Here is a 25,914-nt window from a genome sequence, read left to right as displayed (position 1 = left end):
TTGCAGGTTTTAGGGCCGCTGCGCAGCCCAACGCGGGGCAAGCCCGCTCGCCACAAAGGGTCAGCCTTAATTGTGTGGAATCAGCAGTTCACGCGTCCCATCCGTGCGCTCGATCACCTCACCCGGCAATTTCAAGCGCTGGTCGTCGAGGTAGCGGTAGTCCTTGCGAGCCGCCACCAGTTGGTCGAGGTCCAGCTCGACGGTAAATTGTCCTTCCTCGCGCCCGGCTTCGAACAGCAGCGTGCCGATCGGGTCGACCAGCGCACTACCGCCGGCGAACAACAGGCCGCCATCGCCTTCTTCCACCCGATTGACCATCAGTGCAAACGCCTGGTTTTCCTGGGCGCGCGCCATGATCGCGGTGCGGTGCGTGGGACCGTAAGGGTCCATGTTGCCGTTGGTGACAATCAGCAGTTCGGCGCCCAGTTGCGCGTTGGCGCGGGCGGTTTCCGGGAACTCGATGTCGTAGCAGATCAACAGGCCGACACGCACACCGTTCCACAAGCAAGTGGCATAGCGGTCACCGGGCGTGAACACGCCGCGATCCGAGGCCCACAGGTGGGTCTTGCGATACCGCAGGGCGATGCCTTCGGGGGTGATCAGCAACGTGGTGTTATAGAATTGGCCGGCGTCGCTCTCGGCCATGCCGATCACCACGGCGATATTGCCTGCGCGAGCCGCCTCGACAACGGCCTGCACGGTCGGGCCATCCACCGGCTCGGCGATGTCGGCGACGGTCTCGGCTGACGGGAAGCCCATCAGGTGGGTTTCCGGAAATACGATCAGTTGCGTGTCGGCGGCGCAGGCAGCAATTGCCGCCAAGGCGCGCTCAAGGTTGTAAGCTGTGCCGTTATCACGACCTGCCAACTGGGCAAATTCGACCTTCATGGGAAGTCCTGTTGTTTTATCTGTGGCGCAGTATGCGCAGCCGCACCCGTCGGGGAAATCACGCCGCCGGGGTAACCCTATGGGGGTAGACGAATGACAGTCTCGCTACAAGACATCGCCTGGCACCGTTCGGTGGGGCAAATGATAGACGCCCTCGACCAGGCCAACTTCTGGACCCAGCTCGTGCGCTTGCTGGACAACTACGTGCCGTTCGACAGCTGGGTGGTATTGCTGTTCAGCAGCGCGCACCGCCCGCTGGTGTTCGCCGAATGCCCGGGCGTCGATGGCACGCCGGACCAGTTGTTCCAGGACTACCTCAACGGCCTGTACCTGCTCGACCCCTTCTATATCGCCAGCCGCGAACACTCGCGCACCGGCCTGTTTCGCCTGGCCGAAGTCGCGCCGGAGCACTTTGAACTCACCGAGTACTACCAGCGCTACTTCCGCCTGAACGTGGTGGCCGATGAAATCCAATTTAATTGCCAGTTGGCGGATGGGCGTACCCTGTGCCTGTCCCTGGGCTCGAAACAGCGTTTTGACCCGCAGCAGATCGCTTTGCTGTCGCTGATCCAGCCTTGGGTGCTGAGCCTGCTGCGCCAGCGCCTGCCCTTTGAACTCAAGCAGGTCAGCGCGCCGCAGCCGCCGATTCAGAATGATGACTGGGGCGCGCAACTCACCGCCCGCGAGCTGGATGTGGGCCGCTTGATGCTCAGCGGTTGCTCCAGCAAGGAAATCGCTCGTAAGCTGGAAATCTCTGTTGAAACCGTGAAAGTCCATAAGAAACACATGTACAGCAAGCTAGGGATCAAATCCCAGTCGGAGCTGTTCTCGATCTTTCTACAGGCGCAAAACGCCTAGCCGATGAGTGAACCCAAGGAAAACCGTATGAGCCTGTCGTTACTAAGCCGTTACGCCTTCTTTGCCGTGTGCGTCATTTTTACCCTCGCCAGCCTCCCCTTTATCGAACATGAATGGCTGTGGCCAATCACCGTGGTCACCGGCGTGCTCAGCTTGATCGGTCTGTTCGACCTGCTGCAAAGCCCCCACGCGGTGCGCCGCAACTACCCGATCCTGGGCAATATCCGTTACCTGGTGGAGGCCATCCGCCCGGAAATCCGCCAGTACCTGCTCGAATCCGACAGCGACGCGCTGCCCTTCTCACGCGCGCAACGCTCACTGGTTTACTCGCGCGCCAAGAACGAAACCGCCGACAAACCCTTCGGCACCCTGATCGACGTGTATCAATCGGGCTTCGAATTCATCGGCCACTCCATGCGCCCTGCGCCGTTGAGTGACCCGAGCGCGTTTCGCGTGATGGTCGGCGGCCCGCAGTGCAAGCAGCCGTACTCGGCGTCGGTGTTCAATATCTCGGCCATGAGCTTCGGCTCGTTGAGCGCCAACGCCATTCGCGCGTTGAACCAGGGCGCCAAGCTCGGCAACTTTGCCCACGACACCGGCGAAGGCAGCATCAGCCCTTACCACCGCGAAAACGGCGGCGACCTGACCTGGGAACTGGGCAGTGGCTACTTCGGCTGCCGCACCAGCGACGGCCGCTTCGACCCGGAACGCTTCGCCGCGCAGGCGCAGAACCCGCAAGTACGCATGATCGAAATCAAGATGAGCCAGGGCGCAAAACCCGGCCATGGCGGGATCCTGCCCAAGCACAAGGTCACCAAGGAAATTGCCGAGACGCGCGGCATCATGATGGGCGAAGACTGCATCTCGCCGTCGCGCCACAGCGCGTTTTCCACGCCGATTGAAATGATGCAGTTCATCGCCCAACTGCGCGAACTGTCCGGCGGCAAACCGGTGGGCTTCAAGTTTTGCCTGGGCCACCCGTGGGAGTTCATGGGCATCGCCAAGGCCATGCTCGAAACCGGCATCCTCCCGGACTTTATCGTGGTCGACGGCAAGGAAGGCGGCACCGGCGCCGCGCCGGTGGAGTTCACCGACCATATCGGTGTGCCGCTGCGTGAAGGTCTGCTGTTTGTGCACAACACGCTGGTGGGCCTCAATCTGCGCGACAAGATCAAGCTCGGCGCCAGCGGCAAGATCGTCAGCGCGTTCGATATCGCCAGCGTCCTGGCCATTGGCGCCGACTGGGCCAACTCCGCGCGCGGCTTCATGTTTGCCATCGGCTGCATCCAGTCGCAGAGCTGCCACACCAACAAATGCCCGACCGGCGTCGCCACCCAGGACCCGCTGCGCCAACGTGCGCTGGTGGTCCCGGACAAAGCCCAGCGCGTGTTCAACTTCCACCGCAACACCCTCAAGGCCCTGGCGGAAATGCTCGCCGCAGCCGGTCTGGATCATCCCTCGCAGCTGTCGGCCAAGCACCTGGTGCGACGCATGTCGGCGACTGAAATCAAACTGTTCTCGCAACTGCATGTGTTCCTCAAGCCCGGTGAGCTGCTCACCGGTGAAGTGAACGGCGAGTTCTATTCGCGCATGTGGCAGATGGCACGCGCGGACAGTTTTGAGCCGAATGAGCTGGTAGCCGCGTAACCCGATGAAAACTATTCACTGCTGAACCGGACCACCGACGGCATCGTTGAAACCAGGAGATTCACATGCCGTTACTCGACTTCGCCGCCCTCGCCGGGCAACTGCCTGACAGCTGGAAATCCACGCGCCTGGGCCAGGTAGGCCCGGCGCGGATCAAGGTGTTGCGCATGGATGAGCAGGCCTACGAGGCAGAAACCCACGCTTACAACGAAGGCCTGCTGGTGATCAGCGGCCTGCTGCGATTGAGCATCGGTGACGAGGAAATCCGCGTGGAAGCCGGCCAGATGTACCTCGTCCAAGCCGGTATCGCCCACGCGGTCCTTGCCGGTAGCCAAGGCACGTTGGTGATCATTGATGTCTAGAGACATTCAGTAATACCCAGCCTTTGCAATTGCTTATAAATACCGCCAACCTGCGCCCGCCCGACGTGCGGCGTGCGACAACGTTGCCGTGCACCTGTCATTACTAAACTATTTGTTCAAGAGCCCGCTGCCATGCTGAACGGACGCGACCCGCGCATCGATTTTTTTCGGGGCCTGGCGTTGATCTTCATTTTCTGGGATCACGTCCCCCACAATCCCCTCGGCCAGATCACCCTGCGCAATATCGGGTTCAGCGACGCAGCTGAAGTCTTCGTGTTCCTTGCCGGCTACGCCTCGGTGCTGGCGTACGGCAAGGTCCTGCAGCGCGAAGGCTACTGGATGGCCTGCTTGAAGATCCTGCGGCGCACGTGGGTGCTGTACGTGGTGCACATCTTCCTGCTGGCAATGCTGATGGGCATTGTGTTCTTCGCCAACAGCCATGTCGAAACCCGCGACCTGGTCGAAGAGATGGGCCTGACGCATTTTGTCACCCATCCTCAGCAAGCGCTGGTGGACGAATTGCTGTTGCGCTTCAAGCCGAACCTGATGGACCCGCTGCCCCTGTATATCGTGCTGTTGGCGGGCTTGCCGCTGGTACTGCCACTGCTGCTGCGCAAGACCTGGGCGGTGGTCGCGGTGTCGATGGCGGTGTACCTGCTGGCGCCGTACCAGGGCTGGAACCTGGCCGCCATTGCTGACGGCGTGTGGTACTTCAACCCGGTCACCTGGCAGTTTCTGTTTGTCCTGGGTGGCGCGGCGGCCATTCACGGGCAACAACCCCGCGCACAGGATAATCGGCCATTGCTGCGCCAGCCTTTGTTCGTCACGGCGGCGGTCTACGCGCTGGCGGCGGGTGTGCTCACCCTCGCCTGGCGTTGGCCTGAGGTGCACGACGCATTGATGCCAGCGGCCTTGAGCGAACTGCTCTACCCGATCAGCAAGACCGACTTGTCACCGGTGCGACTGTTGCACTTCCTGGCGCTGGCCTACGTCACCGCCAAACTGTTGCCTGGGCGTGCCTGGACACAAAATTGGCTGGCCCGGCAGACCTGCCGGATGGGGCGTTATTCTTTGGAAGTCTTCTGCCTGGGCGTCTTACTGGCGCCGTTGGCGGATATGCTCAACGCCCTGGCTGGCGATGCCTTGACCATGCAAATCGTCACCGCACTGGTTGGCGCCGCCCTGATGGCCGCGCTGGGCGCCTGGCTGGAATTCAACCAACGCCTGAGCCAATCGCCTCGCGTGGCCACCGCCTGAAAAACAAAAAGCCCCGATCCCGGGGCTTTTTGTTGTGCGCCTGAACGTCAGGCTTGAGCACGCGCCGCAGCCTGGGTGGGCTGCAACTTGAACACGTAGAACAGCACTGTCAGCAGCACCAGGAACACCGGGCCGACATACAGCGCGACACGCGTGTCCGGGAAGTACGCCATCAGCCCTACCACCAGCACCAGGAACGCCAGCGCCAGGTACGAACTGACCGGGTACAGCCACATGCGGTACTTGAGGCCGGCTGCCTCGGCCGGGCTCAGGCTTTTACGGAACTTGAGCTGAGCCAGCAGGATCATCAGCCAGGTCCAGATCGCGCCGAAGGTGGCGATGGACGTCACCCAGACGAAGACTTTCTCGGGGACCATGTAGTTGAGCAACACGCCCAGCAGCAGCACGAAAATCGACAGCAGCAGCGCCTTGCGCGGCACGCCATTGCTTGAGGTGGTGCCGAAGGCGGCCGGGGCCTGACCGTTCTGCGCCAGGCTGTAGAGCATGCGGCCGGTGCTGAAGATGCCGCCGTTGCAGGAGGACAACGCAGCCGTGATCACCACAAAGTTGATGATGCCGGCGGCGGTCTTGATGCCCAGTCGCTCGAAGGTCATCACGAACGGGCTGCCCTGGGTGCCGATTTCATTCCATGGGTAGATCGACAGAATCACGAACAGCGCGCCCACGTAGAACAGCAGGATGCGCCAGAACACCGAGCCGATGGCGCTCGGGATAGTCTTCTGCGGGTTCTTCGCTTCACCGGCGGTAAGGCCGATCATTTCCACGCCCAGGTACGCGAACATCACCATTTGCAAGGACATCAACACACCGGTCACGCCATTGGGCATGAAGCCGCCGTGGGCCCACAGGTTGGAAATCCCCAGTGCCACGCCGTCGTTGCCAAAGCCGAACGCGATGATGCCGACGCCACCGATCACCATGGCAATGATCGTGACGATCTTGATCAGCGCGAACCAGAACTCGAACTCACCGAATGCCTTGACCGCAATCAGGTTGATCGTGCCCATGCTGACCAGCGCCGCCAGCGCCCAGATCCAGCGCGGCACATCGGGAAACCAGACACCCATGTAGACGGCAACGGCGGTGATTTCTGCCACGCAGGTCACCAACCACAGGAACCAGTAATTCCAGCCAGTAAGAAAGCCCGCCAGCGGGCCGAGGTAATCCTGGGCGTAACGGCTGAACGAACCGGCGACGGGGTTATGCACCGCCATTTCGCCGAGCGCGCGCATGATCACCAGGATCGCCAGGCCGCCAATGATGTAGGAGAGCATGATCGCCGGACCGGCCATTTCGATGGCCTTGGCGGAACCCAGGAACAGGCCCACACCGATACAGGCGCCGAGGGCCATCAGGCGAATATGCCGTTCGCCCAGTTCACGTTTCAGCGGGCCGCCCTGAGCGGTCTCGCCATGGGGCAGGTGATTGCCAACTGGCATAGGGGTACAACCTCGTCTTGTTATTGGATATGAACCACCGAGCGTTGCGCACGCCAAGCCGGTAAGCCGGGGGCGCACTTCAACCAGGCCTGTTTCGTGGACAGGCACGTCCGGCAGCGCACAGCCTGCGGGATCGGCGGGGGTGCAGTATAAAAAGCCGACACTAGGGTCTTTCACTCTAAAAATGACTAAATTCAGCGATAAGTCTGGGTAAATAAGCCTTTTACAAGGAAGCATTACCTGCCTTTACGCATTTATCAGGTCATCGCGAGGGCCGTGAGTATTGCACAGTGATGGTGCAGCGTCATGCCTGGGCCGACGCCCTCCGCCCGTCAACGAAGGCTCTGGCCCAAGGCTTCGAGCTCGGCCACAGGTAAATCGGAACCGTCATGATCCCCCTGCCAGCGGCACTCCCTCAGGATGAGGGAACAGCCTCCATGCACAGGGAAAATCAATGGACACGCCTACCGAACGACTCGAGCAGGGCCGCACCCGACGCCAGGAGGGTGATCAGCACATGGTCACTGCCCTGATCAATCATTTGAATGGCACCAGCGCCGCGCCGCTGCTGATACCGCCCCATTCTTCGCCAGGTTGCTGGCTGCAACTCTGGCGCCAGGCCATTAACCGCCCGCGCTTCATCGCCTGGGCCCGGCAACGGAACATCGACCTCGCCAGCCTGACCCTGGCCAATGGCAGCCTGACAGACCAGACCCAAAAAACCTGGACCCTGTGGGACGACGCGCAAGGGTGCGCCCTGGCCCTTCCCCTCCTGACCATCGCCGACATCCTGGACCCAGCGGCCAGCGGCCTGCCGTACGGGCCGATGACTGCTGGCGAGAACACGCTGCAATTGCCCGCCAGCCAAGTGCTTAGGTTCTACGGTTACCCTCAGCCGCAGACCCGGGGCCAGCGAATGATCGTCATCCAGGCCCTCGATCAACTCAACCCTTTCGCCAGCGCCAGTCCAACGCTGGCGCGTGATTTCGAACGGCTGAACCAAGACCTGCTGCAGTTGGCCGACAGCCTGGAGGCTGCCGCGAGCGAAGCGGGTTTCAACCCGCAAACCGCTCACCGCAACAGGCTGACCCTCGACTCCGGCTCTTTTGCAGCCAACGCCCAACAAGCCGGCGCAGCGCTGCTGGGTTACATCACCCGTCATCAAGACTTCCTGGCGCTGGAGCCGGTTCACGGCCTGCAGCCCGGCCACTACACATTCGATCCCGACACCCGCCAGCTCACCGGCCAGCGCGCAGATGGCGCACAGGTGGCAATCGGCATCGAATGGCTGTTGCCGCTGCCATTGGCAGGCCGTCTCGAACAACTGGTCAATGTGGCGCAACAGCTCGGCACCTCTATTCACCAAAGCGGCCAGTTCAGCGTGGCGCAGTTGCTGCAGTGCCACGACCTGGCGGTGCCCGCCACGCCAGACGCGGCCAGGGCGCTGAGTCTGCGCTTGCGCGCGTCGCAGCCCCTGCACGTGCCGCCCGTCTGCGACTTCGCCGAGGCCGATATTGCGCTCATGCAGCAACTGCACTGGCAGCGTCTGGACCATGACCGCGACCATGCCGCGGCGGCTTTGCGCACGCTGCTCGAGGGCAAAGCCGCTGACGCCGTGATTGCCACGCACTCGACGTTGCTGCAGGCCTGGGCCGGCGACGCCCATTTGCATCCGGCGCTCGCACCTGCGCCGCGCACCGAGGCGCGCAGCCTCGCCCAGCATCTACAAGGCCACGGTCTGGCCGTTCCGCGTACCGCCGGCGACGCCCTGGGTACGCTGCAAATCCTCGAAATGACCCTGCCGCGCAGCACTCAACACGCTGACTATCGACAAGGTTTGCCGTTAACGCCCGACCAGCGTGAGACCGTGCGAACGCGGGTCAACGCCTGGCTGCCGCGCACGAGCAGCAAGCTGTTGGAGTATCTGGCGGGGCCGTTGTTGACCGAGCTGTCCCGAACCGCGATTCGCACCCAGGCCGACCGGTTGCTCAAGCTTATGCTCAGACGCCCTCCTGCCCGGCAACTGGGCCGACGGTTGCTGGAGGCACTGGGCGGGTACGGCCAGCATCCACACGAACACACCAACAGCGCCAGCCTTGAAAACCTGGTCCTGGCCGCGCTGATGATCGAGCTTGATCCGCTGCCGGATGAACAGCGTTACGTCGTCGCGGGGTTCAACCTCGCCCAAAGCAGCCAATGGGGCCGTTCCCACGCGGCCCTGCGCGAGGACCTGGAACTGCACCTGATACGCAGCGCCGTCGTCTCGGCTGAGGCCACGCCGCTGGCGGCCCACCTGCTGCTCGCGGGGGCAGCACCGGAGTTTCTGGTGCGGGAACTGCCGGACACGTTGCGCTTCATGACCTCCACCCAGTGGCTGGTGTTCAGCCAAGGCGTGGCGATGGCGCAGAGGATCGCGCCCGGCTCACCGCAGCAGCTGAGCTACAACGATGTCATCGCCTTGGCGTCACGGGAGGACACCTCGCCCGAGCAGCAACAATGGCGCGAATACACCGCAACCCAAGGCCTGCTCGATTGGGCTGTCGCCCAGGGTGAACTGACGCAACAGGCCGACGGACGCTACCCGATCAGCGCGATCAACGCGGCGAAAGCCCGACTGCAGGCGCGCCTGGAGGCACTGAAAAACGCCTTCATGACGTTCGCCAGCGACCTTCCGACGCGCCGGTCGGTGGCGCTCGATGACCTGCGAAACGTCTTCCCGGGCCACCCCCGCATCAATACGCCCGACCTGCGCTGGGCGTTGGCGTCGCGCTTGCAACTTAACCTCGGCCTGGCGTCCAGCGGCCCGCCGCGTTGGCACAACGTGCCTTACCTCAGCCAGCACTCCCTCGTGGACTTGCACAGCCAGGGCTGGCTGCAGCCTTTTTCGCGCCACTGGGCATCGGTTCACCCACACCTGGACCTGAACCTGATGCGCAGCGCGTTCAGCCGCCTGGGGCATGTGAATACGCTGTTCGAGGCCGCCTTCGACGCCCACATTGACCGCCTTAAACAGGCGTACGCCACCACCCTTCAGGACCTGCTGGCACAATTACCGCTGGCCGAGCGTGCCCGGCTGCCCATCGGCGAACTGCAATTGCTGGTGCTGAGCAAAGAGGCCACCAAGGCCGAAACCCTGGAAACCCGCGAGGAAAAAAGAGCCCGCGTCGGGCGCTTCGGCATCATCCTGCGCTGCACCCTGCCCCACGCCACCCACGATTACGAGTTGTTCCCACTGCTCAACCGCCTGCATAAACGCAGCGGCCCTGCCCTGGTGTTTGACCTGGGCGGCAAACCCCTTTCGGTCACCACCGGCCGACCAGGCTCGGTTCAACCCGTCAGTGTCTTGCACACCGGCAATCCACTGGCCATCGACTGGCAAGCCTACGAAACCGGCAGCGCGCCGCGGCCGAACGTGTTCTCCACGGTGGTCGTCGAGCAGCTCTGGCAGCAGAGCCCTACACCCGCCGAAACCGCCACCCCGCGGTTCGGTTCGGCGATCCTGCGCAGCATCACCCAGGCCATCGTCGAGCGGCATTTTTTCCTCGACGTCGAAGCTGCGCGACAACAGGCGCGCGGCGCGTCCGCCGAAGAGGGCTTCGAACACCACCACGACGCGTTGACCCAACGCCTCAAAATCCTGGTGCCGTTGTGGTCGTGCGGCCAGGACATCGCCTCGGGCGACCCCCACCGCATGACGTATGGCAGCTACCAGTGCCTGCTCGACCTGTTCGGCCTGCTGATGCCCGCCCGCGCCTACTCGTCGGCCGGCCTGGCGGTACTGAAAAGCACCGCACCGCTGCCAATAAAACTGCTGCAACTGGGCAAATTGAGCACGAACCTGCTGCAGACAACCCTCAACCCGCTCGACCTTACTCCCACACTCGCCAGGTTGGCCCGTAATGGCCTGATCGCTCTGGGCAAGGCCGCGTGGCACACCCTGAGGGAAGCCATCGAGCAAGCACAACGCTGGACCGCCAACACGCCGTTGCGCGAGTACGTGCGCTGGCTGTCCAGGGCAGACATCGGCATCGGTGCCGTACTGGGTGGGAGCGACTTTTCGCGCATTGTCGCGATAATGCGCGAAAGGCAGTGGTACGCCTTCGACCCTTTCAGCGCGCGGCCCTATGGGCCACCGCTGCCCAACTTTCGCCTGGACAGCGCCCTGAGCGTGACACCGGTGCACTGCGTCAACGGTTACCAGGCGCGCGTCACCGAGCGGCTGTTTGACACCCCGCCATTGCTCATTCCTCGCGCCACCGCCACGGATTTACTGGTTGACGGCAAGGTCATGCGCCTTGAACACAGTGCACCGACCCACCTGGACGACCTGGCATCGCCTGCTCATTTTCGCGTCGAACACCATTTCGACACCCGCTGCACGCCCACCCGAAGCAAACGCAACGCGCCCCCATTCCTTTGCTTCACCAAAAGGCTCTCTGCGTTTAACCACTCCATTCATCAACGTCGCGTGCAAGCGCTGGAGCATATCCGGATCATTCCCGCGCCCAGTCAGGGCGGTGCGAAGCAGCGACTGGTGTATCACCACACCGTTTACGAAGTCAGCCGTGACGAAATTGCCTTTGAGCTGACCCAGGTCCCGGCACCGCCCCTGATCTATCGCCGTCGCACGCTGGGCACGCTTGTCGACGAACCGCAATTCGGGTTGCCCGACGACCAACTGGACAACCTGCTGGGCCATGAAACCCGGGTGGTGGAACTGCAAGGTATCGCCGAAGGCATTGATGACACGCGCGTCATGCGGGCCATGGTGTTCGAACTCTCCCGGCCTGGGCCGATCCCGGGCCCACGCTGGGTTGTCGAGGCCGACACCGGTGTGTTCTTTGAAGTTATCCAGACCGCCAACCCGCCTGAACTGGTCTTCGATTACCTGGACTTCAGCCAGGGCGGCGAAGCCGCGCGGCTGATCCACGCTTTCTGCGATTACAAGCGCGATTACCTGGACATTGCCGAACTCATGCCTACGCAACCGCTGGTGGCACTGCCGACGCTGGAGGTGCTGTACCGGCAACTGGCAGCCCGCGGTTTTTCTGACGGCACCCTGGCAAGGCTGCGCCATACCGCCAGTACCCTGACCCCCCTCAAACAACGGGAATTATTGTTGAACGCGTCCAGCCAGGGACAGCGTCTGGATGTGCATGTCGCCGCCAAACCCTTGCAGCTGGACATATGGCCGCCACGCCCGGTGGTAGCCGGCGGCCCCAGCGCCGCGCAGATCAACGAGTACCTCGCGCAGAAGGCCCACGCCAGCACGCTGGCGTTGGTCGAAAGAACCGGAGTCGGCGCCGCCAACCTCGTTACCGATGCCGTTGACGACCTGGCGCGGTTGCGGATCGCAGCGCCTGTGGTGCTGTGGCAATACACCCTGGTCGGGCAGCCCGACTACACCGAGATCATCCTCAAGACCGGGGCCGGCAATTGCGACCAGATGGCCCATGTCGCCCATGAACTGATCCGCACCAACGGCGGCGTCTCGCAGATATGGGGCTCACGTCCGCCTACCCATGCCTTTGTGGTGGTCGGCAAAACGCCGTCAAGCCTGGTCGAGACCCAGGACTTCACGGAGGACGACTGGCAGGGCCTGTGGATCTGCGACCCCTGGGCCAGGATTGCCTGCCCGGCAAACCAGTACCTGAACGCGTTCAACGAACGGGTGCGTGACTGGTCCGGCCAGCACATGTCGGTGTACTACAAGGGCCAATGGGAGCGAATCGAAAACTCCAACTGGCTGGCGGACTGGAAACGCGGCCTGAAACTTTCATGGCGCTAGGCAGCCCGCACACAAAATCTTCACGGCGCATCACCAGCGACTAAGCTTGAACCAAGTCCGATCAATCTGCGTGAATGGATCAATCGACTATGGGCGCTTTATGGCAGACCGATTCGAAACCCGCTGTGGTCCAGACCGACAGTGCGGATCCACCGCCATTGCCACAAAGCCCCCGCTCTCGACGCCTGTGGTGGCGGCTGATGGGGCTGGTGCTGGTGCTTGCGTTGGTGGCCCTGGGGTGGGCCGCCAGTCGGGAAATACGCACCTCGCGCCTGCAGGCTGAACACCTGAGCCCTTTTGCCGCATCACTGAGCTACCGGGTGGAACCTGGCGCGAGTGATGCGATGGTGTATCCCGGCGAGGGTCCTTTTGACCGGCGCCTGGGCTACAGCGCGCTGAATGAATTCTTGCCACGCCTGCTCAAACGCAACTACGTGATCCAGGCACAGTCGCGGTTTTCCCCGGCGCTGATGAGCTACGCCGAGCACGGCCTGTTCGTGCCCTACGCCGAAAAGGTCCAGGCCGGCCTGACCATCACCGACTGCCGCGCGGCGCCGCTGTACGCCTTCAGTTACCCACAGCAACTCTATGCCAGCTTTGCCGCCATTCCACCGCTGGTGGTGCAGAGCCTGTTGTTTATTGAAGACCGCGACCTGCTGGACCCCAAGCGTCCGATGGCCAACCCGGCGGTGGACTGGCCGCGCTTTGCCAAGGCCGCCTGGTCGCAGGTGGCCAAACTGCTGCATCTGCCAGGGCAAACCGCCGGCGGCAGCACCCTGGCCACCCAGCTCGAAAAGTATCGCCATTCGCCCGACGGCCTGACGCTGTCCGGTGGCGAAAAAATCCGCCAGATGATGTCTGCCAGCGTCCGCGCCTACCAACCGGGGCCGCAGACCCTGGACAGCCGGCAGAACATCGTGCGCGACTACCTCAATAGCGTGCCGCTGTCGGCGGTGCCGGGCCATGGTGAAGTGCACGGCATGGCTGAAGGTCTACGCGTGTGGTACGGCGCCGACTTCAACCAGAGCAATGCGCTGTTGAGTGGTAACGCGCCCAAGGACCTTCCAGCAAAAGGCCTGGCGCTGCGCGAAGTGCTGTCGCTGATGATCGCCCAGCGCCGCCCTTCGCATTATCTGACCAAGGGCCGCGATGAGCTGGCGCAATTGACCGACAGCCATATCCGCCTGCTGGCACAGAACAACGTGATCGATCCCGCGCTGGCCAAGGCCGCCCTCGCCAGCCATGTCACTTACCGCGACTGGCAGCAACAACCGACGCTTCAGCCGGTGGAAACCAACAAGGCGATCAACGTTGCACGCAGTCGCCTTGCCAGCCTGCTCAACCGTCCGCTGTATGACCTCGATCGCCTCGACCTGTCGGCCACGAGCACGCTGCAATACGACCTGCAAACCCAGGCCACCGACTATCTCAAGCACCTGGCCGACCCCGCTTTCGCAGGGCAAATGGGCCTGCTCGGCCCGCGCTTGCTCACCCCGCAAAGCACGCCGCAAGTGCGCTACAGCTTCACCCTGTTCGAACTGACGCCCGACGGCGCACGGGTGCGGGTGCAAACCGACAACACCGACCAACCCTTCGATATCAACGAAGGCAGCAAGCTGGAACTGGGCTCCACCGCCAAGCTGCGCGTGCTGACCACCTACCTGCAAATCATCACCGAGCTGCATGATCGCTACCGCGCGCAAACACCAGCCGAGTTGAAAAAAGTCGAGGTCCCCGAACAGGACCCACTGTCACGCTGGGCGCTGGACTACCTGATCCAGAACCCGGACCGCGACCTGTCGAAGATGCTTGACGCGGCCCTCAACCGCACCTATTCGGCCAGCCCCGGCGAAGCGTTTTTCACCGGCGGCGGCTTGCATCACTTCCACAATTTTCGCAATGAAGACAATGGCCGCAGCCCGACCCTGCGCGATGCGCTGCGCGAGTCGATCAACCTGCCGTTCATTCGCCTGATGCGCGACCTGGTGCGCTACACCACCTACTCCGGCGAAGACAACAGCGCGCGCTTGCTCAAAGATGACAACGATCCGCGCCGTCAGGAATACCTGGCCAAGTTCGCCGACCACGAAGGCACCGCGTTCCTGCTCAAGTTCTGGAAAAAGTACCGCAACAAAGACACGCAGACGCGCCTCGACACCTTTATGGACGGGCTGCACCCCACCGCGATTCGCCTGGCTGCCGTGCACCGCTACTTGCTGCCGCAGGCCAGCCAGGAGAGCTTCAACCGTTTTGTGCGCTCGCATCTGAAGAACCCCAAGACCCCCGAAAAGCTTACGGACGAGCGTCTCGAAAAGCTCTACCAAAGCTACGGCCCCGGCGCCTATGACCTGCCGGACCAAGGCTACATTGCCAAGGTGCACCCGCTCGACCTGTGGCTGCTGGGCTATCTGCTCAACCACCCCGATGCGACCTTCGGCGAGATCGTCAAGGCCAGCGAATTCGAACGCCAGGAAGTCTACAGCTGGCTGTTCAAGAGCCGGCACCAGAGCGCGCGCGACAGCCGCATCCGCACCATGCTGGAGATCGAAGCGTTCCTGGAAATCCATCAGCGCTGGCAGGCCGTCGGCTACCCGTTCGACCACCTGGTACCGTCGCTGGCGACCGCCATCGGCAGCTCCGGCGACCGCCCCGCCGCCCTCGCCGAACTGATGGGGATCATCCTCAACGATGGCGTGCGCATTCCGGTGCTGCGCATCGACAGCCTGCATTTTGCCGCCGGCACGCCGTATGAAACGCTCGTGATCAACGACCCCAACCGCGGCAAACGCGTGATGCCCAGCGAAGTCGCCACGGCGCTGCGCGGCGCGCTGTCTCAGGTGGTGGATGCGGGCACGGCGAAACGCGTGGCCGGCAGTTTCAAACTGGCCGATGGCGCGCCGCTGGCCATGGGCGGCAAGACCGGCACCGGCGACAACCGCATCGAAGCCATGGGCGCGGGTGGGCGCATCCTCAGCTCCAAATCGATCAACCGCACCGCAACGTTTGTGTTCTACATCGGCGAGCATCACTTCGGCACGCTGACCGCCTTCGTCCCTGGGGCCTCGGCCGAGCATTTCACCTTCACGTCGGCTTTGCCGGTGCAAGTGCTCAAAGGCATGGCGCCGATCCTCACGCCGTACCTGCAGCCGGGCACGCAGACGCTGTGCGTGGCGCGCTGAATCCAGGGTGTCAGTTATGTATTTTTCACCCTCGAATTGTTGACCGTTACGCGCCTTAAAACCCGCGTAAGCCACTATTTTTAAAGCTTATTTTAGCCTCGACGCGTAAATAGACTCAGGGAGTCTCCACTCTCTGTTCAGGTTCACACCATGCCTACCGATTCCTGCGCCCTGCCGTTCCAGGGCCGTCATTTCGAGTTGATCCAGAACGCATTGCCCGCTTGGGTAAAGGGCACCACAGCGGCGCGAATTGGCGCGCTCAAACGCCAGGGTCTTCCTTCTGCGGCGCCTTACCCCGATACCTCGCCGGCGCAGCACGTGTCACTCAAGCGCGCCGTGGCTGACCATTGGCACGCCCAGGCGCCGCTGGACAAACGCCTGGGCCCGCTCAACGACTTGCGCGCCTTTGCCGAGCCGCTGCTCAAGCAAGCGCTATTCACGCACTACGGCGAGGTCGATGTGCGCAACACCTGGCTGCGGGTGTACGTAGACGCCTCCAATGCCTGGTGGGTGATTGACGTCAGCCGAGGCGTACAGAGCAAAACCCTGTCGTTGCTGGACATGGCCCTGCATAACTTCGCCGCCGGCGACACCTTCGTCGACCACGCCTTCCTGGGCCCGGAAGACGCCCGTGGGCAGCGCGACAGCCTGTCGATACGGGGTCGGCCCGGTGGGCCGCTACTCACGGCGCAGCGCTTCAAGGCCGTGTGTCGATCCCTGGACATCGGCGGCCTTTACCAGGCCCGCCTTCAAGCCGCGCTGGGGTTCGATCAGCCGGCGCTGGCCCGCACCGTGCGCGACGAAGTGGTCAGCCAGCTCAAGGCGGATTTGCGCAGCAGTGCCCATCTGGGCTTGCACAGCGGTCATCTGGCAAACGACGCCCATCACGCGTTGCTGAGGTTCATCGCCACGCCGCTCGGCCTGTTACTCGATGGCCACACCTTGAAGTGTCATACCCTGAGCCTGGCAGGCTGCCAACTGAACGGGATTGTGCTGTTCGCCACGCCTGCAGAGCAGGGCTCCGCCCGTGGACGGCTGATTGCCTGGGTGCCCCAGGACCCCGAGCATCCGCTCAAGCAGTACCCTTCGCCGATTGCCTTCGTCGAAGAGCTGACGCGTCAATTGCACAGCGGCCCGGCGTATCAGGCGTTTTTCAGTCAATTTGTGGCGCACGCCGAGCGCGGCGTGTTTTTCTCGCGGTTGCAGTCGCGTGCACACCTGCCATTGCGCCTGCTGGACATTGACCGGGATTACCCCAACCGCGCCGCCGACCCGGCGCGAGACGACCCGTGGAACTACCTGCACCGGGTCAAGCTCAACAAGATCGTCAACGACGCCCGCGAGCTGGCGGTATCCACTGCCTACGTCGACCGGCTGGCCCGCTGGGCCTGGTGGGACAACCTCGAGCAGATACTCTCGGACGTCCTCAATGCGGCCTTGCTGGTGGTCACTCCTTTTGTGCCGGTGGTGGGCCAATTGATGCTGGCCTACAGCGCCTATCAGCTGTGCGACGACGTGTTTGAAGGCCTCCTCGATTGGGCCCAGGGCAATGCACAGGAGGCTGGCGAGCATGTGTTGGGAGTGGCTGAAAACCTGATTCAGCTCGCCTTGTTTGCCGGTGCGGGAAAAATCGGCGAGGTCGCGCGCCTCAAACTGTCGGCGTTCGTCGAAGGCCTGCACCCGGTGCAACAGGCTGACGGCACGCTCAAACTGTGGAACCCGGACCTTGCACCCTACGCCCAATCCAGCACCCAGGGGCCCACGGACAACACCCTGTTGCCGCTGGAGGACCGGCATTATCACGTGCGCCACGATGCCAGGGCCGACGAGCACCGCGTGGTGCACCCGACGCGTGAACAGGCGTATCAGCCCTGGGTGAGGTTCAATGCCGACGGCGCGTTTTTGCACGAGGGCGAACAGCCGCAACGCTGGGACAGCCAGACCCTGATGCGCCGAATTGGCCCGCGCGTACAAGACTTCAGCGACCAGCAACTGGCCGACTTGCGCATCGCCAGCGGCACCGATGAGGACGTGCTGCGCGCGATGCACCTCTACAACCAGCCGCTGCCGCCGCTGTTGGCCGCCAGCCTTGGCCGCCTTGAAGCCCAGCGCTATCCCGAAGCCATCAGTCGTAAGGTTCGTGCAGGCGCGCCGCTGCCAAACGGGCCTTCATCGGATTGGTTCCCACAGCTCATCACCGAGCTGCCCGGCTGGCCACAGGACCACGCCCTGAAGGTGTGCCTCAATGAGGATCTGTCCGGACCGGCGCTTACCTTCGGCAACGTTAACGCGACCCAGGCCAGGACGCTGACCTTGAGCCTGTCTCAGACGCTGTCCGGGACCCTGCCTGAACAGGTGCTGGCTTTTCTCGACGACGCCGCGCTACGCAACATGCTCAACGGCGATGTCCCCAAGGACCTTCGGCTCACCACCCTGCGCGATCAATTGGCCGACCGGGTGCTCAGCAACGCCCCCGAGATTGCCGACAAGGTCTACAAGACCCGGGAAATCACCGACAAGCCGAGCCTTGCAACCCTGCGCAAGCCCTTCGAGTACCTGGACTCCAACGCCGCCATTGCCCTGCTCGGCAGCGCCACCGGCGAAGAACGCCAGGCGCTCGCCCAACGACAACTGCCGCTGCGCTTGCATAACCAGGCGCGTGAATTGGGGTTCGCCAACCAATCGGTGCTGGCCTTTCAGGGGTTTGACTGGCCTTCGCCGCTGCCGACCCCGACCGAGAGACTGGTGCTCAACACCTTGAAGGTTCACAGCGACACGTTTGCTCGGTTGCGCATCGAAATCCGCGAACAGGCGGTAACCGGTCGCGTGCTGTGTGAGGCCGGGCCGGCGACAGCCGAGACCACACGCGTGCTGATTCGCAAGGCGCGCGGCTATGCAGTACTCGACCCGACGACTTCACGGCCGTCAGCGCTCATCGACCTTTACGAGGCGATCCTGCAAGCCCTGCCCGCTGACCGGCGCGACGCATTGGGTGTGCAAACGGGCGAAGGTGCAACGCTCAAGCAATGGCTCAAACAGCGCGTGGCGTCCATGGCCGAGCGCCGCAAAGTCCTCGCGCAACCGCCCGTGCCGATGGTCCAGGGCCGCGAAACCAGCCGCCTGCTGTGTGGGCCGGCGGCCAGCCGTTGCTCCGCGTCACCCGCGCGAACCCACACCGAGCACGCCCGGCAAACCCTGCAACTGTTGTTCCCAAGCTTGAGCGAAGCGCGCTTGAACCGATTTCTGGAGGAGATTCCCCAGGCACAACTGCGCACTACCCTGAACACGCTGGTGGTGGAAAAACAGCAACTGCATGTGGACCTGATGAACTGGCAGAACTCCGTCATCCTCGGCGTCACCGACGCTGCCGATAATCACGAAGTACGGGTGTCCAGAAAGCACCTGGCCCATCTGATCATGCGGTGCTGGGGTGACCGGTTTGCTGAATACACGGACGGCCGCGGCGCTGTCCAGCAAGGCGCCGCACTCAACTTCAAGGGCTTGCGCCTGCCGCCCAGGCTCCCCACGCTGAGCGCCAGTTTCGAGCACGTGACATTTCTGGACGCCAGCCAGTGCGGCTTCGGCGAGCGCCACAGTGACTTCCTCAAGCACTTCCCTTCCTTGCGTGGCCTCAACCTGGCTGACAATCGCCTCACGCAGGTGCCTCAGGCGCTGGAACAGATGCGTTTTCTCAAGGCGTTAAAACTGGCAGGCAACAGACTTGCACTGACGACGGAGGACGTGGCGCGGTTAAAAAAACTGCGGCGCCTGAAGAGCCTCGACTTGAGCAACAACCCGTTGACGCTGGCGCCCGACATCAGCCATATGCCCGGGTTGCGCCTGCTTTACCTGAGCGGCACGCACCTGGCTACCTGGCCCGAAGGGTTGTTCGCACACCCGCGCAATGACGCCTTTGTACTCGACCTGCGCGGCACCCGGATCAACCGCCTGCCCGAGGTCGCAGCCGGTTCCCCGCAGGGCAGAGTGGTAGCCCGCGCACGCCTGGATCGGCGCACCCTGAGGGACGAGCAACGCCTGCGCTATGAAGATTTGCGCATGGCCGCAGGCCTTGATCCCAACCGCACGTATGAGCCGCTTGGGCACAACGCGTTCTGGATGCAGGGCCTGCAAGGCGCCGACCTTCAGGACGCTCAAGCCCTGTGGCAAGCGGTGGAGCAGGAACAGGGTTCCCAGGGCTTTTTTGAAGTCATTGAAGCGCTGGAGATCGAGGGCATTTTTGAAACTGACGCCGACCGCCAACGCTACACCGTCAACCGCCCACTGCTGACCCAGCAGGTATGGCGCCTGCTGTGGGCGGCCTATGACGATACCGAGCTGCGTGAGCGCCTGTTCAAGATGGCCAGTTTTCCCGGCCTGTGCCCGGATGCCGGGGCGCAGATTTTCAATGAAATGGGGATCGAGGTCATGGTCAGCGAGATCCGCCGGGATACCGCAACCGCCGCCGAGCTGGAAAGCTGCCTCGTCACGCTGGCCAAAGGCAGCGCCCACCTCAAACAACTGGCGAAGGCCGTGGGCCAGGAAATCGCCCGACGCCTGCGCCCGGTGGCCGAGGGCGGGCTTGGGCAGCGGTTCAGATCGCAAGTGCGCGACGGGGTGCCCGGCGAGGTTGATGAGGTGGACATTCACCTGGCCTACCAAACCGCCCTCACCAGCCGTCTTGACCTGCCCTGGCTGAATGATCACATGCTTTACCGGGTCAACGCGGCGGTCAGCGCCGCCCAGATCGAGCAAGCCTACAGCGCGGTGCTGGCGCTGGATGAAGGCGACGGACTGGTCAACCAGATGCTGCTCGAACCCTGGTGGGAACAGCACCTGCGTGACACTTACGACAGCCAGTACCGTGACAACGAGCGTGAGTACGGCGAGCGCTTCCTGGCGCTGGATGATCTGCAAACAGCGCAGGCGCAATGGGCCAATGCCCAGGCGTTGCCGGAGCCCGAACGCGAGCGCCTGCGCGCATCGCTCAAGCACTTGGCCGAGGCGGTGCAGGTGCCCGAAAGCGTGGTGTTCACCGCCGAGCCCTTGGACGACGCGCACTACAACCGCCTGCTCAACGACCTGGGCTACAACGAACAGGAATGGATGCGCCGTCTGACACGCCGGGCGCTCAACGAGGCGACGGGGCGCCGCAACCGTTCCCGATGAGGAAGGTGGCGGCGGCGCGAAGAGGTTTTTCTCGCCACCGCCCCAGCGCTTGAAACGGGTCGGTGGCTCGATAAAACCAGCAAGCGAATGCCTGTCTCTCGGCAAGCGGCGGTCACCCGTGAGCGGTGCACGCTCAGCTCAAGGTGCCAGGAAGTCGAACACGATCTGCACCGTGCCGTAGTAGTCCCCGGCCACGTACCCGTCGACGGGCTTGATCGCGGCGATTTCCAACTCCGCGCGCCGACCCACGCGCGCCTCGGCGGCGTTGACCACTTCGGTACTCTCCAGGGTCAGCGGCACCTTGTTGAACAGCACTTGCAGATCTATCCGCTGGCGACCGCTGAACAGATAGGGCTCGGCCCCCAGCCGCGCAGCCACTGCGCCGGTGAGGTTTTTAACATCAAAATTCTTGCGCAGGCGGCTCAGCTCAGCGGTCACCAGGTTCCAGGCGAGCACTTGATCATGCCCCATCCAATCGGGCTCGGAAGGCAGCACGTAGGCATCGTGCACAGGTATCGTCACCGACACATCGAACGCGTGACGGGACTCAATCGCCAAGGCCTGGGCGGCCACCAATACCAGCACTGCAAACAGCGCCAACCTTGTCAGTTGCTTGACCATCGTCATCACCCGTTGCTGTTGACTGTGACCGGTTTTTTGTTCTGCCCTTCAATCAGCTGAAAGCCATAGGTGCGGTCGGTTTTTTTCTCGAACACCAGTTGGCGCCCCGGCAGGATGTGATGCTTGGTGGTTGGCAGGCAGTCGCTTTTTGCGGTGAGCGAACAGTCACGAAACTCATCCAGCACCACCACGCTGTTGCCGTTGTTACGCAGCTGGTATTGGTTAGCTGTCTGGTTGATCTGCGTATCGAAACGCGTGGCTTTGGGTCGTACGAAAAACACCGTGCCGTAACCCGCCATGACATTGATTCCGGCCGCGAGGCTGTCCTTGTAGTCGGCCCGTTCTTCGTCGGTGATAGCGAAGTTATCGTCCTTCTCCGGCACCACGGGAATAAAGCGCACACGGAAATAACGCTCCTTGTCCCTCGCCCCCATGTACAACAGGCGCGTGCCCTGGCGCCCGTTGGCCGGAACGATCAGCCGCGCCGGGCTCGCCATCAGGCCGTCGCGCCGGGTGGTATTGCCATCGCCGTCGGTGAGCGATGCAACCGGCACCTCGCGATGGGTGCCATCGGCGTTGTAGACGATCTCCAGCACGTCGACGCGGATGAACGCCGTGCTCGTGCCGGTGTTGGACACGCGCTTGAGATAGGAACTGCGATCCTGCTCGAGGTAGTCATACACCACCCCGACGTTGATCGCCGGAGCCGCCTGGGCCCCGAGGGCACAAAGGAACAATCCGATCCATAACACTGCCTGTTTCATGTTTGATTACGCCTCGATAATTGAACACGGCCCGCGCGATACCCACGGGCCGGGAATGCGGATGGCCGTCTAGACCTGCGAATCCCAGACCACGGTCACCACGCCCGAATAGGTACTCCCGGGCCGCTTGAGCATTTCGCTCATGTCGTCTCGCTGCACCTCGAAATGCAGGGTGCCGGGCCGGTCATTGATGTAATGCAACGGCTGAAACAGCTCGCTGCCGACGCCATCCAGACGCAGCGCCAGTTTGTTCACCGTTTGTGCGTACTGATCGACCAGGCCGCTGGGCAAGGTCACCGCGACCTGCAGCGGCACTTCATCGCCCTCGGCATTGCGCAGCCCGCAGGTGTTGCCCATGACGATCGAGCATTCGAGCTGCATGTTGAAACGCGAACTGGTGGCGATGCGGAACGTCTGGTCACGGTACAAACGCGCCGGTGCCCGCCCCTGGTTAAGCCAGGCTTGCCAGCCGCCCTGGGGGATCAGCTCGACGCGGTTGCCACCGGGCGGGATATCGACCTTGAGCGCGTGCTCCACGGTGAGCTGGAAGTTAAAGGTGGCGACGGTGTCGCTGGTCTGCATCACATCGCCGATGTCGAAATCCCCACCGGGCCCGAAGGTGTAGGTGAGGCTGCCGGCGTAATCACCGGCCCTCATGGTGAGCGGGTTCGGGGTCCTGAGTTCGTAGGCGTATTCAAAATTGCTGTAGTACATCCAGGGTATGTCAGTGCCGGCCGTCACACTGCAGGCACCGGCATTCTCGGGGACGATCCAGAAAAACAACGCAAAGGACGGCGAGGCCGCCAGGTAATTCACGCCCTGGCAAGGCGCTGGCGCATGCTGCCAGTAGTACGACCACTGAGGCATGCTGGTCGTCGCCCAGCCACTGACTCCCGGTGGGTAGGTGACATCCCAGCGCGCGCCCACTCCGGCTATACGCATCTGGACCGTCTCGGTTTCACCGGTGGCCTGGTGGGTGACCTGAAGGTCTCGCCAGGCCGAGGGCACTTTGAAATAAGCGCCTTTGCGCGGCTCGGCATAAGCCAGCACGGGCTCGTTTGACGCCGCCGAGAAGGGCCTGCGAATGGTGAAAATATTCATCGCCTTGCACCGCGCGGGAATATGCCCGGGGCAAATCCCGCTTTCCGGCGTGGTGTTTTCGAATTTGTTGACCATCGGGTTGCCCGGGTCGGGACGGAACACGGCGGTGATCTCTTCGACAAACGCCTGCGCCGGTGTGCTGAACAAACCCATGATCAGGGCCAGCGCACGGCACGGCCCCAAGGCGCTTCTGGTTGCAGCGACTGACTTCATACATTCTCCGGTTCAAAGGTGCGGGCAGTCATCAGCCGGCGGTTTCCACGCTGAAGTTGGCATCGGCCAGCGTGTCGGGGGTGCAACGCAGGTCGCCGATCATCAGCACGTCGTTTTCGTTCGGGGCGTTGGCCGGGTCGAGGCGGAACTGGCAGAGCAACTGGTTCTGGTAGCGCACTTGCAGGGTGGGCGAGCTGGCGCTCATTTCCATCGAGAAGAATCCGTCCACCTCGCTGACCCCACGGCTGGCGTGGTTGATCACGTGATGCCCCTTGAGCGGCCGACCCTGGGCATCGAGCAGACGCCCCAGCACCGACACGGTTTTCAGCACGGTGACCTTGCGGTAGTCCACCCCGCCCTTGTTCAAGTGATACGTAGTGCGCGCCGGTTGGATGTTGGCGGCGGGCGGATGATTGCCGTCGAAATCGAAGTTGACGCTGCTGCTTTTGTAGGCGGCCAGCGGCACAAAATTGCGGCCGGGGCGCAAGACCGCGCCACCGCCACTGACGTCATCGGCGCGCAGGGTGATAGCGTCGAGGTCTGTCTCGACATCGATGATCATGCCCGCGCCCGTGCCGTGGTACTGGCTGGTGAGCAGCGCCTTGTCGGCGCCGGCCACGAACGTACTATTGAGGTTCAGACCGCCGGTGAATTTATTGTTGAACGAGCTGCGCTGCAGGAAGCCGTCGCCGCTGACCGTGTCGGTACTGAAGCTGGCCGTGCTCGACAGGCCAACGCCATATGTGTCGGTGATGGCTGTGGCCGAGACGCTTTGCAGCAGGTGGTCGGTGAGGTCCTGGCGCAAGGTGATCGAGGCATTGTTGTCACGGCCGCCATCACGCGCCGTGCGAGTACCGACACTGCCTGAGACTTGGCGACCATCGGTGCCCAGCGCCAGGCTCAACGTCACGTCGATGCCACGGTTGCGCTGATCGTCAGTGCCGTTGGTGCCCGGTCGGTCGAACGCCGAGAAGCGCCAGTTGGCGTCGCTGCCCATCAAGGTACTGCGCCGGTTCCAGCCCAGGTCCAGGCCGGCGCCTTCGACATTGCCCTGGCTGTGGGACAGGCGCACATTCCAGGAGTTGAGCGCATCGACGCGGTGGTTGACCGACAACGCGGTGTTGCTGGTTTCGCCGACAAAGGTGTTGCGCCGCAACCGCGTGCCGTCGGGCAGCGTGTCGTAGGTGTCGCGGGTGTCGAGCCAGCTGCGGTTGTGGCTGAACACCAGGTTGGTGGTGCCCAGCGTGTAAAGCGCCTGCAGGTCCATCCCGGTGCCGTGTTCCTGTGTCTCATACACGTTGGCGTAAACGCTGGTGTTGTTGGCGACGGTCCAGTCCACCGAACCGCCGTATTGCAATTGCTCACGCACTTCACGTGCCGACAACCCAAGAATCACCCGAGGGTGCAACAGGTAGTTGACGGAGGCGCCGGTGGTGATGGCGCCGGAGGCCTGGTCGTCCCAGTTGCTGAATAATTTGGTTTCCCTGCCGGCAAACACGTTGTAGCGCCAGCGGTCGTCGGCATTGCGCCAGTTGCTCGGTTTGTACACCAGCTCCTGGGAGGTACTGACAGTCACGCCGTCTTCCACCAGGCGCACTTGCACCTCATAGATACCGCCGGGCAGTGGGCGGGTGTCGAGCGTCTGCAGGCCGGCCGCCACTGACTGGCTGTTGAGCAGCAGGCCATTGCGGTAGACCTCCACGGACGCCTGACGATTGGCCGTGACGTAGATCGGATAGACGCTGGCCTTGGCATTGTTGATCGCCAGCGTGTCGGAGCTGCCGTACATCACGCCCAGGGCCGTGTCGGGGCTGGCGCCAAAACTGCGCAGCTGTCGGGTCAGGCCATCGGAATTGGGCGTGAAATGGCCCAGGCGCAGAAAACGTCCTTCGAGCTCGCGCTGGGTATACAGCTCGTGGATCGCGTGGCGCAGGTGTTCTTCGTCGCCACTCTGGCGAGCCAGTTGCAGGTTGAACACCTGGCTCCAATTGCCCAGGCTGGCGCTCGCTTGCAAGCCGTAACGCCCGCCCAGGTCTTCGTCCTGGCCGCCATTGAGGTTCAGTTGATTGTTGACGATCAAGCCACGGCTGCCGCCTTCCGGCTGCGCGTAGTAGCGCGGGGCGTCGTCGGCGTGTTCGACGTTTTGCGTGATGATCGAAAGCTGCGAGCTCTCGAGGCTGTAGTGGGTAGACAGCATCTGCGCGGGGCACGCCTGGCTACATGCGCCCAGCGCCACACCTTTTTCAAGGATGGCCTGCCAGGTGTCGCGGGTCGCCAGTGGGACTTTGCTGTCGCCCACGTCGGTAAATTCGAGCAGGGTGACGCGGTCATCCCGGGACAACACGATTAACGCTTCGCCGAGCAACTGCTGGTCAAGGTCGACCCGCACGGCCAGCGGTACATCGAAGAAGTGATCACTGAACCCGGTGGGCAGGCCTTGGGCCTGAGCGATCAGACTGCCAGGGTTCTCAACACCGGAATTCGGCGCCGCCAGGGCACCCACACAAAAAAAAAGCGCAAGCGCCGCCGCGATGGGAGTCATCGGGAACATGAACACATACTCTGAATGCCAAATGACAAGAATGAAAATCAGGCCGGCGGCCCCTGAAC

The 25,914-nt window shown here is 62.8% G+C and carries 13 protein-coding genes; 7 read left to right on the top strand and 6 right to left on the bottom strand.

The features are described 5' to 3' along the window. Positions 1-66: 66 nt before the first annotated feature. On the bottom strand, positions 67-888 hold the full coding sequence (locus AACW30_RS07025) for a carbon-nitrogen hydrolase family protein (RefSeq protein ID WP_200624578.1): 822 nt from the start codon (positions 886-888) through the stop codon (positions 67-69). Between the two features lie 93 nt (positions 889-981). Here AACW30_RS07025 and AACW30_RS07020 point away from each other — a divergent pair, with 93 nt between their 5' ends. From AACW30_RS07020 to AACW30_RS07005, 4 genes are all read left to right on the top strand, one after another. Then, positions 982-1,746, top strand: coding sequence for a helix-turn-helix transcriptional regulator (locus tag AACW30_RS07020; RefSeq protein ID WP_106579429.1), 765 nt, complete (start codon positions 982-984; stop codon positions 1,744-1,746). 27 nt (positions 1,747-1,773) lie between these two features. Further along, entirely contained in the window at positions 1,774-3,393 is a 1,620-nt protein-coding gene (locus tag AACW30_RS07015; protein ID WP_106579430.1) for an FMN-binding glutamate synthase family protein, read from the top strand. Positions 3,394-3,458: 65 nt separating this feature from the next. Then, entirely contained in the window at positions 3,459-3,755 is a 297-nt protein-coding gene (locus AACW30_RS07010) for a cupin domain-containing protein (protein ID WP_106579431.1), read from the top strand. 132 nt (positions 3,756-3,887) lie between these two features. After that, positions 3,888-5,012 (top strand): OpgC family protein, encoded by a 1,125-nt coding sequence (locus AACW30_RS07005; protein ID WP_200624577.1) that lies wholly within the window; start codon positions 3,888-3,890, stop codon positions 5,010-5,012. A gap of 47 nt (positions 5,013-5,059) precedes the next feature. Here AACW30_RS07005 and AACW30_RS07000 read toward each other — a convergent pair whose 3' ends face one another. Next, on the bottom strand, positions 5,060-6,472 hold the full coding sequence (locus AACW30_RS07000; RefSeq protein ID WP_106579433.1) for an amino acid permease: 1,413 nt from the start codon (positions 6,470-6,472) through the stop codon (positions 5,060-5,062). Positions 6,473-6,926: 454 nt separating this feature from the next. Here AACW30_RS07000 and AACW30_RS06995 point away from each other — a divergent pair, with 454 nt between their 5' ends. From AACW30_RS06995 to AACW30_RS06985, 3 genes are all read left to right on the top strand, one after another. Further along, positions 6,927-12,260 carry a hypothetical protein gene (locus AACW30_RS06995; RefSeq protein WP_200624576.1) on the top strand — a complete coding sequence of 1,778 codons (5,334 nt, stop codon included), beginning with the start codon at positions 6,927-6,929 and terminating at the stop codon, positions 12,258-12,260. Positions 12,261-12,349: 89 nt separating this feature from the next. After that, a complete protein-coding gene (locus tag AACW30_RS06990; RefSeq protein WP_179606486.1) occupies positions 12,350-15,439 on the top strand; it encodes a transglycosylase domain-containing protein in 3,090 nt (1,029 codons plus the stop codon). Positions 15,440-15,589: 150 nt separating this feature from the next. Continuing rightward, positions 15,590-20,605, top strand: a complete 5,016-nt coding sequence (locus AACW30_RS06985; protein ID WP_200624575.1) for a dermonecrotic toxin domain-containing protein — start codon at positions 15,590-15,592, stop codon at positions 20,603-20,605. A 138-nt stretch (positions 20,606-20,743) separates the two neighbouring features. On the opposite strand, the gene AACW30_RS06980 is transcribed toward AACW30_RS06985, so the two are convergent. The 4 genes from AACW30_RS06980 to AACW30_RS06965 all read right to left on the bottom strand — a co-directional run bounded on the left by AACW30_RS06980 (position 20,744) and on the right by AACW30_RS06965 (position 25,855). After that, positions 20,744-21,226, bottom strand: a complete 483-nt coding sequence (locus AACW30_RS06980; RefSeq protein WP_179606482.1) for a CS1 type fimbrial major subunit — start codon at positions 21,224-21,226, stop codon at positions 20,744-20,746. 5 nt (positions 21,227-21,231) lie between these two features. Further along, positions 21,232-21,990 (bottom strand): molecular chaperone, encoded by a 759-nt coding sequence (locus AACW30_RS06975; RefSeq protein WP_179606480.1) that lies wholly within the window; start codon positions 21,988-21,990, stop codon positions 21,232-21,234. Positions 21,991-22,059: 69 nt separating this feature from the next. Beyond that, complete coding sequence (locus tag AACW30_RS06970) at positions 22,060-23,304, bottom strand: hypothetical protein (RefSeq protein ID WP_200624574.1); 1,245 nt, start codon at positions 23,302-23,304, stop codon at positions 22,060-22,062. Positions 23,305-23,335: 31 nt separating this feature from the next. Then, complete coding sequence (locus tag AACW30_RS06965; protein ID WP_200624573.1) at positions 23,336-25,855, bottom strand: CS1-pili formation C-terminal domain-containing protein; 2,520 nt, start codon at positions 25,853-25,855, stop codon at positions 23,336-23,338. Positions 25,856-25,914: the final 59 nt, after the last annotated feature.

The sequence above is a fragment of the Pseudomonas sp. MF6747 genome, assembly GCF_963890955.1.
Lineage (GTDB): Bacteria > Pseudomonadota > Gammaproteobacteria > Pseudomonadales > Pseudomonadaceae > Aquipseudomonas.
This window is presented reverse-complemented; position numbering and strand designations above follow the sequence as displayed.

Excerpts from the sequence above, each read along its gene's own strand:
- AACW30_RS07025 (WP_200624578.1), bottom strand. The coding sequence starts at position 888 with ATGAAGGTCGAATTTGCCCAGTTGGCAGGTCGTGATAACGGCACAGCT.
- AACW30_RS07020 (WP_106579429.1), top strand. The coding sequence starts at position 982 with ATGACAGTCTCGCTACAAGACATCGCCTGGCACCGTTCGGTGGGGCAA.
- AACW30_RS07015 (WP_106579430.1), top strand. The coding sequence starts at position 1,774 with ATGAGCCTGTCGTTACTAAGCCGTTACGCCTTCTTTGCCGTGTGCGTC.
- AACW30_RS07010 (WP_106579431.1), top strand. The coding sequence starts at position 3,459 with ATGCCGTTACTCGACTTCGCCGCCCTCGCCGGGCAACTGCCTGACAGC.
- AACW30_RS07005 (WP_200624577.1), top strand. The coding sequence starts at position 3,888 with ATGCTGAACGGACGCGACCCGCGCATCGATTTTTTTCGGGGCCTGGCG.
- AACW30_RS07000 (WP_106579433.1), bottom strand. The coding sequence starts at position 6,472 with ATGCCAGTTGGCAATCACCTGCCCCATGGCGAGACCGCTCAGGGCGGC.
- AACW30_RS06995 (WP_200624576.1), top strand. The coding sequence starts at position 6,927 with ATGGACACGCCTACCGAACGACTCGAGCAGGGCCGCACCCGACGCCAG.
- AACW30_RS06990 (WP_179606486.1), top strand. The coding sequence starts at position 12,350 with ATGGGCGCTTTATGGCAGACCGATTCGAAACCCGCTGTGGTCCAGACC.
- AACW30_RS06985 (WP_200624575.1), top strand. The coding sequence starts at position 15,590 with ATGCCTACCGATTCCTGCGCCCTGCCGTTCCAGGGCCGTCATTTCGAG.
- AACW30_RS06980 (WP_179606482.1), bottom strand. The coding sequence starts at position 21,226 with ATGGTCAAGCAACTGACAAGGTTGGCGCTGTTTGCAGTGCTGGTATTG.
- AACW30_RS06975 (WP_179606480.1), bottom strand. The coding sequence starts at position 21,990 with ATGAAACAGGCAGTGTTATGGATCGGATTGTTCCTTTGTGCCCTCGGG.
- AACW30_RS06970 (WP_200624574.1), bottom strand. The coding sequence starts at position 23,304 with ATGAAGTCAGTCGCTGCAACCAGAAGCGCCTTGGGGCCGTGCCGTGCG.
- AACW30_RS06965 (WP_200624573.1), bottom strand. The coding sequence starts at position 25,855 with ATGTTCCCGATGACTCCCATCGCGGCGGCGCTTGCGCTTTTTTTTTGT.